Here is a 10837-nt window from a genome sequence, read left to right as displayed (position 1 = left end):
CTGACGCCCCGCCCGCCAAGGCGCCCGCCGTGCTCCAGCGCACCGTGGCCGGGGTGTGGACCGCACCCAGCCACGACACGTACGTCAGCAACACGGGTGCCGCGAAGACGAAGGGGAAGCGCAAGCAGACCGCCACCCCGGCCGCCCCGGCGGGAAGGGGCGGGCCGGCCACTTCCTCGACGGCGGTCCCCGCCGACGCCGCCGCGAGCGCCACCGCCGCGGTGGGCTCCCTCACGCTGGCGGAGCAGGGCGGAACGCAGCAGGGCTGGGGCCCCGTCGAGACGGTGCTCCCTCCGACGAGCCGCACCCATTTCGCCGAGGGCGTCGACAAGCTCAGCGCCAACCAGCGCAAGCGCATCCGGGAACTCGTCGGGCGCGTCGTGGACGTGGGCCGGCGCAACTCTCTCGCGGGTCTTCCAGGGCCGCGTCTGGTGGTGACCTCCTACGACGACAACGGCGAGGTGTCCACGACGGGGGCCGCCGCCCAGCGCGCCGCGGCGGTCACGGGGTCGTTCCGCACGGGGCTCCAGCGGCCGGGCGCCGAGGGCACGTTCACCATCGTCCCGTCCAGCGAGGGCGTGGCGGACGAGCAGACGGTCGCCCGGCAGGTGCGGGTCGACTTCGTGCTGCCCCCCGGGACGGCGGCCGTACGGCGGCTGGACGAACTGCGCCAGAGCGCCCCCCAGCTGAGGGAGGGCCCGTTCGACCCGGCCCCCCTGGCCCGCAGCATCCTCCACCTGGACCCGTCGGCGCCCGTGGACGCGGCCACGCGCGGCGAGCTGTACGCGCTGGTGGACGAGGCGATGGCCGAGGGGAGGGACAAGAGCCTGGCGTCCCTCGCGGCGTTCCACCTCGCCCGCCGCGGCGCTCTGCTGTCCGAGCAGACCCTCCTCCACTCGCCCGAGGACGGTTCGATCGTGGGCCGGACCTTCAAGCCCCGGCAGGCACCGCCGCCCGCCACCCCGGGGCCCGACCAGGCCGGTGAGAACCGTCCCTACCTGGTGGAGGCGGACGGCGGCCGGGACCACATCGTGGTGCCGTGGCCCGACGGGACGACGCGCCGGATCCCGGGCGAGGAGTTCACCGAACTGCTCGCGATGGACGGGGAACTGTCCCGGCGGGGCCCGCGCGCCGTGGTGACGCTGGTGGTGCCGCACGCGGGCGACGGCGGCCTGGAGATGCCCAGGGGCATCGCCGCGGGGCTCGGTCGGGGGCTGCTCGTCCACAGCGGCACACCCCAGCTGGTCTACGACCCGGACACGAAGAAGTACGGCGTCCCGCCGGCGGATCAGCGGGCGCAGGGGATACCGCTGGGCAAGTGGATCTCCGTCAGCCCCGGCGACCTGGGCCCTGACGGCGCGTGGGCCGCGCCCGGGGAGGGGTTCGTGCTGCTGGCCGACGGTTCGAAGCTGATGGACCGGGACGTCAAGAGCGTCACCCTCACCGACCCCGTCACCAGGCGGCCGGGCGGCCGGGCGCTCTTCACCGACGCCGACCTGATCGACCGGGAGCACGAGCTCAAGGACCTCCGCAACCCGCAGTACGGCCACTTCGACCCGGTCACCAAGCAGCCGCTCGGCCCTCTTGAGGACGTGCCGTGGAAGGGCCGGGAGGTCTACCACGTCGTGCTGCACGGCCTTCCGGGCTTCTTGTTCGTGGTGGACGCCACGTCGGACGAGGGACACGGCGAGCCGAAGGCCGCGCACGGCGAACAGGTCATCGGCTACCTGAAGCGCCGCCCGAGCGTCCGCGCGCTCGCCAAGGGCACCCCCATCGTGGCGGAGGCGTGCTGGATCGGCGCGGCCTTCGGCGGCCCGCCCCTCAGCTGGCACGACGGGGCCGACATGCCCTACGTGCCCAACCGGCTGACGCTCATCTCCGAGGCGCAGAAAGCGGCCAACGCGCTCGGCGAGGACCACCCGCTGATCATCCCCACCCGGGTGCACGGCTTCGCCAGGAGGGCGGGCTCGGGCATCGTCGACCAGTACATCCTCGCCTCGTCCCGGGGCGAGCGGGGGGCGTGGCAGGAGCTGCGGGCCGAGCCCGTGGGCAAGGTGCTCGACCGGCTCGCGCGGGTGGCCTTCGGCATCCCCGCCACCGCCCCCGTGCCGGAGGCCGACCGGGCCGACACCCTGCTGCTGGTGCGGGCCCTGCGCGAGGTCTACGGCCACGGGATCGAGAACGACCGGGACGACCCGGCGGGGGAGTACCAGAAGCTCCTGCGCGGCATCGGGGCGCTGGAGAGCATGCGCCGTGCCGATCCGGAGCTGGTGGAGGCCGGTCCGTTCAGCCTGGACCTGCTGGACTTCGTGGTGCGGGACCGGCTCGCCCAGCAGGGCACGCCGAAACCGCGGCCGACCCCGTTCGCCGACGCCGCGGAACTCCAGAACACCGTCAGCCGGGTCCTGAGCGACGCGCGTACCCGTCTGAACGGCGCGACCGGCCCGGTTCCCCTGCACGACTTCGCCCCGCTCACGCTCCTCGGCCAGGCCGCGGCCCTGATGGGGCAGCTCGACCAGCGGAGTCTCGGCGCCATGGGGCTCGCGAGCATGCCCGCCCTCGGCGACCCCGCGCGACCGCAGGTGTTCTGGGCGCTCGCCGCGTCCGTGCAGGCGCTGATGACGCGCCCGGACGCGGACGCCGTGGCGGCTCGCGTCCTGCACGTGAGCCCTGACCAGACCAACCCGGCCGCGATGCGGCGGATGGCCCTGTGGGCGATGGCGGGCGCGGCGCTGGTCGGTGTCGAGGTGCACGACGTGGTCGCCGTCGCCGCGTACCACCTCAGCCGCAGCGGGGTGCTCTCCCCGGCCAACGCGCTCCACTCGCCCACCGGCGCGCAGGTGGGCTTCAACCTGACGGGCAGGGCGCTGGGCGGCCCGCTGGCCACGGACGTCTACCACGTCTCCGGTGACGGCACGACGGCGAGCGGCGAGACCCGCGCCGCCGCCGACCCGAACGCGATCGTGCTGATGGTCGAGGGGGACGGGGCCGGCGTCGTGCTCCCCTGGCGCGGCGGCACCACCCTCTCGGTGCCGCACGAGGAGATCGCCGTGCTCCTCGAGCGGTTCCTGCGCACCACCGCGCTGTCCGTCCCCCTCACCCTGATCGCCCCGGAGCCGGTACGCACCGGGATGGTGAACGCGCTGGCCGCCAGGGAGGGAACGGCCAGGACCGTGCTGACCCCCGCGCGCCCCGCCGCCGTGGTGCGGGCCGGCGAGGCGGGCCGGCACGTGCTCGTGCTGACGGCGGACCCGGCGCAGGCGAACGCCGCGGACGACTGGGCGCGCACCGAGCCCCCGGCGCCGATCGAGGGGCGCGAGCGTACGGCGGTCATCACCCAGGGCGCGGACGACCCGCGCCCGTCCCCGTCGGCCSRSSSSGCCCMGKCGGTCGGCCCCTCCCCGTCGGTCGGCCCGTCCCCGTCGGTCGGCCCGTCCCCGTCCGTCGCCGATTCCCCGGACGGCACGGACACCGCCACCGCCGCCGCCACCGGTCCCGTCCGGACGCCGGACGGCGGGGAGCCACTGGCGCTCAGCGACCCCGGTCTGTCCGGCTCGGACGCCGCGCCGCCGATGCCCGGCCTGGGGGAGATCACGCTGCCGGTGCACACCGCGCCGGTGAGCGGCCCGGCGTCCTGGCAGGGCCCGGGCGTGCCGCCCGTGACCACCGTGAGGTTCGGGGCGGGGTCAGCGGAGCTGTCCGAGGACCACAAGGACGACATCGAGGAGCTGGCCTACAGCGTCGTGGCGCTCGCCTTGCGCAACCGCGCCGCCGGGCTGCCGCTGCCCACCGGTACGGTCACCGGCTACGGCGAGGGCGACTCCGGGCAGGCGCGGGAGAGGGGCGAGGACCGCGCGGACACGGTGCTCGACGAGTTCATGTTCCAGCTGAACCGGGCGCTGGACAGCCTCCAGAAGGACGTGCCGGACGCCGACCGGATCACCCTCGACCAGTTCGCCTTCTTCGACCGCAACCACGGCGGGGACACCAGCCGCCACCCGGCGCCGGGTGACGCGGATCCGGAGGCGCTGCGGCGGGACGCGACGATCGAGGTCGTCTCCCCGGCCGCGCTGCTGGACTCACTGCGCCGCAGGGACCCCGCACTGCGCACCGGTCCGTACGACGCGGACCCGCTGGCCCGGCGCGTCCTGCGCCTGCCGCCGGGCACGGCGGTGGACGACGCGGCGCGCGCACGGCTGTACGAGGTGGCCGCCGAGGCGCACCGAGCCGGCTGGGCGACCAGCCTGGCGACGCTGGGCGCGTACTACGCCGCCCGCGACGGGGCGCTCCAGCCCGGCCACCACTTCGTCTCCCCGGGCCCCCAGGGCCAGAGCCCGCGGGTGCGCGGGCTCGACTGGCTGGGAATGTCCGGCAAGGACCTGGATCTGACCCGGCTCCGGGTGAGGACGGTGTCGGACACCGGGCAGGAGAGCACCTCTGAGCAGGTGGGCTGGCCGCCGGGCACCGACTTCTACGTCGTGGCCGCCGACGGCGCCCACGACAGGGTCGCCGTGCCCTGGCAGGACGGGACGACCCGCGACCTGAGCGTCGATGAGGCCGTCGAGCTGATCGCGGCCGACCCCGAGCTGGCGATGCTGCCCCCGCACGTGCCGATCCTGCTGGCGATCCCGCACGCGGCCGACCGGGACGTGGAGTTGCCGCGCAAGCTCGCCGAGCGCACCGGCCGGGCAGTCGTCGCCCACAGCGGTGAGTCGACCGTGGTGGCCTCATCCGACGGGCGGCCGGTCGTCGGCCTGACGTACCGGCACGGTCGGCCGCAGGGCGACTGGGTGCCCAGCCTGCCCGGGATGGCGCCCGACCCCGACGAGGACGTCCCGCAGTGGTACCGCAGGGTGGTCACCTCCCCCGTGGTCGACAGCAGCGGCAGTGCGCAGGTCGGACGTTCCTCGCTCCCGCCCAGGGACCTCGCCCGCCAGGAACCGCGCCTGCGGGACGCCCACCTGATGGACAAGGTCGCCCACTACAACCCGATCAGGCATCTGGCCACGGCCGCAGTCCCGACGCGGCGGCAGATCAAGCCGGGGGCGAAGGTGCGCACCCTCGTCCTGCACGGTGGGCCCGGATACGTCCTCTTCGCGCTGGACGACGGGAGCGTCCACCGTGCCCGGGGGGCGGAGGGGCCGCGCTGGCTCAAGCGGCGGAAGAGCTTCTCGGACCTCGGCAAGGACGACTGGCTCATCCTCCCCGCCTGCTGGGCGGCTTCCGGGCGGGACCACTCCCTGCCGTCCCTCGACGCCCACTCGGACGCCCTCAGCCGGCCGTTCGTCCCCGACCCGCTCGCCGAGGTCCCCGTCGGGCAGCTCTACGCCAACGAGTTGGGCGCCAAGGTGAGCGCCTCCACGAAGGCGGCGGCGCTGTGGGTCCACCACGGCGAGCTGGTCCAGATGCTCTACACCGACGCCCAGGGGAACTACTCCGCGGAGGTGGTCTTCTTCCCCGAGCCCGACCGCGCGGAGCTGGCGGCGCGGGCGCGGACGGCCGGTTTCCACTCCGGGCCGGGGGAGCCGTCCGAGGCCGCGTTGGAGCGGACGCTGCGCCTGGTGCGTGCGCTGAAGCTCACGCTCGGCAACGAGGTGGACGACGGCGTCCGCGTGGCGGAGGACCCCGCGTATGCCACGCTGCTGCGGGGCGCCGCCGCGCTGGACCACATGTGGCAGGCCGACGCCCGCTCCCGGGGCACCGGCGCGACGTTCACCCTGGACCTGTTCGAGCGGATCGTCGCGGCGCGCCCCAAGGACGGTCCGGACACCGGCGAGGCGCCCCACCGCGCGGTGCTCACCGCGGCGGCGGCCCTCCCCGCGGGCACACCCCTGACCGACTTCGTCACCCTGCCCGCGCCGATTGACCGGGCCGCCGCATGGGCGCGCACCCCGGCCCTGCGGGACACGGCAGTGGAGACCCTGGAGCTGTCCGGGCCCGACGCGGTGGGAGAGGCCGAACGCTCGCGGGTGTTCTGGGCGCGGGTGAAGGCCGAGGAGCTGCTGCCCGCGCCCGGCCCGGAGCTCGACACGCTCACCGCCAGGGTGCTGCACCTGCCACCGGACGAGGTGGACGACGACTGGCGCACCGAGCTCAAGGACACGGCCACCGCCGCGTACGCCGCGGGCCGCGACGCGTTCGACACCGCGGTCCTGGCCGCGTACGACCTGGAGGGCGAGGGCGCGCTCTCCGCCGGCACCGAGGTACGCGCCAAGGACGGCGGCATGCCGATGGGCCGGGACTTCGGGCTCGGGCCCAAGGCACCGCTCATAAGGCTGGACCGGGTGGGAGACCCCAGCGGGCTCGGCGTCCCGCAGTGGGCCGACCAGAACAGGATGCCTTACGCGGTGCGGGCCGAGCTGGACCCCACGGACCCGCAGGGCCACATCAGGCTGGCCTACGAGGGGTTGCAGCGGCGCGTCCCGGTCGAGGACTTCATCGAACTGCTCGCAAGCGACCGGCGGTTGCTCCGCAACCCACTGGGGACCCCGGTCCTGCTGGCCATCCCGGAACTCGACCGGCTGGCCCCCGGCCTGGCGGAGCGCCTCGCCACCCGGCTCGGCCGGGTCGTCTACTCCACTGCCTACCCCCTTCGCCTCAGGTCACCGCAGGCACAGCAGCCTCCGGTCCTCGTGCTGAGGCCCTCCGCGCACCTCGACGCGCCGCCGTCGGCCCAGAGCCTGACGCCCAAGCTGCCCGCCGGCGCGGCGGCGCCGGGGAGCGCCCCGGTGCCACCGCTGTCGGCCGGCGACGCGGAGGCCACCGTCCCGCAAGACGCGGAGGCCACCGTCCCGCAACCGGGCACGGACACGGGCACGGACTCCGACACGAGCTTGGATACGGACACTGCCACGGACACGGGCGCCGTTCCCGGCTACGGCAGCGTCTCCGAGAGCGGCAACCGTGCCGCAGGCGGCTCCGTGCCCTCCCCGTCGCAGGTGACGGCCGTGTCCTTCGCGCCGAACGGCACCCGGTTGCCCCCGGAGGCCGAGAAGTCGGTCGAGGGGCTGGCCCGCGACGTGGCACGGGACGGTCTGCTCAGCCGTCACCGAGACCGGGCAGCGGCCAGTGTGCTCATCACCGGCTACGGCGACGGGACAGAGGCCGAGGCCCTGACGGAGGGCCAGGAACGCGCCGAGGACGTGTTCGACACGTTCATGGCAGCACTGGGCATCGAGCTGGACCGGCTCCAGGCCCACGTCCCCGCGGGCACCAGGCGGCTGGTCGCCGACGACTTCGACGTCGTCTTCCGCAGTTATGGCCGGTACGCCGGCCAGCCTGCCGCGGCGGGTACGGACGTGGCGGCGATGCGGCGTCAGGTGACGATTGAGGTCGTCCAGCCGCTCACCTCCGGCACGGAAACCGGCACGGACTCCGGGACGGAAACCGGGACGGAAGCCGGGGCAGACTCCCGTACCGACACCCGCTCCGACAGCGCCTCGCTTCCCGGCCCCGCCGACGCACCGCGCACCCGGCCGGTCCCGCTGACCGCTCTGCGGTCGGGGACCGGGGCCGCCATGCCGGGGCTGGCTCAGGGGGCGTCGCTGCCGATCCACACCGCCCCGGTGGCGTCCCAGGCCGCCACGATCCCGGCCGAGCTGCCGAAGACCTCGCCGGTGGGTTTCGCGGCGAACGCCACGCGGCTGACAACGGAGCAGGAGAGCCACAGCGCGTCCCTGGCCTTCGAGGTGGCCAAGGCCGCGCTGAAGCACTGGGGCACGGGCCGGCCGCTCCCCGCGGTGACCTTCACCGGGTACGGCGAGGGCTCGGGCCCGGACGCGGAGAGGGACGCACTGGCCCAGGGCGCGGCCCGCGCGGACGCCGTGCACGAGAGGTTCCTGCGCGACCTGGAGGCGGCGCTGACGTCCCTCCAGGACGAGGCCTCCGTGCAGGGCCGGCGCCTGACGGTGGACGACTTCTCCCTCGTCCGGCGCAGTCGTGGTCAGGACGTCGGGCCGTCCGCCTCCGCCACGGCCGCGGACGCGGCGACGGCGCGGCGGCAGGTGACGGTCGAGTTCACCGAGCCCCTGGCGGTGCTCGACGCGCTGCGCGCGGACCATCCGGAGTGGCGGAACAGCCCGCTGAACGTGGACGCCACGGCCCGCCGCCTCCTGGACCTGGCCCCGGACGTGCCGGTGGACGAGGCCATCCGCCGGGAGGTGTACGACCTGGTCGTCGCCGCGGACCGAGCGGGCTGGGCGACCAGTATGCCCGCGCTGGTCGCGTACCACGTCTCGCTCCGGCTCGCGCTCGACCCGAACCGGCCGACCTCCCTCACGCGGGGCGGCACGCGGGTCCCGGGACTGAACTGGGGCCAGGAGGACGTCCTCGACCTGGACACCGACACGGTGGACGTAGTCCGGCGGAGGCTGGACGGCACCCTCGCGCGCACGTCGCCCGACGCGCAGTGGAAGGGCGGCCCCCAGCCCTTCGTCGTGGTGGCGGACGAGGGCGACCACACCAGAGTGCGGGTGCGCTTCCCGGACCGTACGCACCGGTATCTGAGTATCGACGAGTTCGTCGAACTGGTCGCGCGCGATCCCGAGTTGGCGAAGCTGCCCGCCGGTGCGCCGATCGTGCTGGCCATTCCCTACGCCGGTGACGGGGGACTGGACCTGCCGCGGATCCTGGCAGAGCGGACCGGGCGGACAGTGTGGGCACACAGCGGGCGCGTCACGGCCGCCGAGATCCGGCCGGGTACCCACCGCCTGGAGGCGCAGCACGTGCCCGGCCTGCCGGAGGGCGACTGGATTCCCAACGAGCCCGGCCTGGCACCCGACCGGGACGCCCCCGTCGAGAGCTGGTGGCGCCGGGTCGTCACCCGGACTCTCGTCAGCTCGCGGACCGGGCTCTCGACCGGCCGCACCACGATCCCCCCCAGGGAAGTGGCGGAGCAGTGGCATCTCGAACCGGGGCAGCGCCGCCTCGACTCGATGACGCACTACGTCCACTACAACCCGGCCGTACGAAGCATCGTCTCCGCCAAGATCCCGCTGCCCCCGCTGGGCGGGCCGGACTCACAAATCCGGTACTGGGACGGACACGGCGGTCCGGGCTACATGGCATTCGCCATGGACGACGGTTCCGTCCACAAAGCCCGCGGCGCCGAGGGGCCGCGGTACGTCGCGCGCCGTAAGAGCGTGCAGGCGCTGAACAAACAGAAGGACTGGCTCCGCCTGGCGGTCTGCTTCGCCGGCTCGCCGGCGGACTTTGCCGTGCCGCTCGGCCGGCACAGGGGACGCGACCACTGGGGCCTGTCCTTCCCCGGCTCCTTCGTGCCCGACCCGCTCGCGGAGATCCCGATCGGGCAGCACATGGCGAACGAGGCCGGGGTGCGGACGGCCGTCGCCATCCGCCACGACGGGGTGGGCCACGACGAACACGGCAACTACTTCTGGATTCTCACGACCGACGCGCAGGGACGCCGCGGGGTGTACGCGAAGTACTACCCCGAGCCGGACGCCGCCGAGCTGGACCGCCGGGCGCGCGCCATCGGGCTGCACAGCGGCCCGGGGGAGGCGTCCGCCGAGGTGCGGGAGCGGACGCTGCGGCTGGTGCGGCTGCTGAAGCTGACGCTGGGGGGCGAGGTCGACGACGGCGTCCTGGTGGAGCAGGACCCTGGCTACGAACGGCTGCTGCGCGGCGCCGCCGCGCTGGAGGGCATGTGGCGGGGCGACACGAGGTTCGGCTACCCCGGCCTGTTCACCCTGGACCTCGTCCAGCGGATCGCCGCCGCGCGCCTGCCCGCGGGGCAGGCCGAGCCCCGCAGCGGGGACTACCGGGCGCTGTTCACCGCGGCGGCGGCCACGCCCGCGGGGACGCGGCTGGCCGACTTCGCGCCGCTGCCGCAGTCGGTGGACCGGGCCGCCGACTGGGTGCGCGTCAACCGCGACGACGAGGCCGCCCAGGCGCTGCGCCTGCCAGGGCCCGACGCGGTGGGACAGGCCGAGCGGTCCCGGATGTTCTGGGCCCGGGTGAAGACGGAAGAGGCCCTGGAGCGGGCCGACGCGGACCTGGAGGCGGACGCCGCCCGACGGATCTACGACCTGTCTCCCTCCGCCGAGGTGAGCGAGGACCGGCGCGATTCCGTCCGGTGGCTGATGACCGTGGCGTACGCGGCCGGCTTCGAGGCGGCCGACCTGGACGTACTGAGCGCGTACGAACTGATGCGCAACGGCGCGCTGTCGAGCGCCACGGAGCTGTTCTCGTCGAACGATCCGGACACCGTCTCGGGGCGCAACTTCCGGCGCCTGCCCTCGGAAAAGGTCCTGGACCTGTCGAGGACTCACACCACCGCGGGGCTGGAGGAAGCGCCGTGGGCGGGCAAGAGCGCGCAGGGCGGCGACCAGCTGAACCCGTACGTGGTGCGGATCGGTGTGGACCCGGACAACCCGGGCCGACTGCGCCTGACCGTCCGCAACCGCGTCAGGAGCATCACGGCGCGGGAGCTCGCGGAGATCCTGGCGAACGACCCCGGGCTCCAGAGCCGGCAGGGCCTGCTCACCCCGATCCTGCTGGACATCCCCGAGGTCGGCCGGCACTGCCCTGGCCTGGCCGAGATCCTGGCCCAGCGGCTCGGCCGGCGGATCTGGTGGACCGACGCCGTCCCGTCCCAGATGAGGCCCGCCGGCACCCCGTATCCGGTGCTGACCCTGACCCCCGCCGCCGGCGGGGCGGCCGTGCGATGGCGCAGCACCGACCCCGTCGACCCGCAGAACCCGAACGTCACGCCCCTGCCGGTGCCGCCGGCCCTGCGCGCCCCGCACCCGGCGGCCACCGGGCAGACCGCCACGGGCCAGGCCACGGGCCAGGAGGGCCTGGCCGACCCCGACAACAC

At 74.8% G+C, this 10837-nt stretch carries 1 protein-coding gene; it reads left to right on the top strand.

Translation table 11 applies throughout. The features are described from left to right. Positions 1-29 precede the first annotated feature (29 nt). A partial coding sequence (locus tag AB8Z75_RS23995) for a lonely Cys domain-containing protein (RefSeq protein ID WP_369205315.1) occupies positions 30-10837 on the top strand: 10808 nt, incomplete at its 3' end.

The organism is Streptomyces sp. PU-14G (assembly GCF_041028275.1).
Lineage (GTDB): Bacteria > Actinomycetota > Actinomycetes > Streptomycetales > Streptomycetaceae > Streptomyces.
Note: the sequence above shows the minus strand (reverse complement) of the source record. Positions and strands in the feature narration are given on the sequence as shown.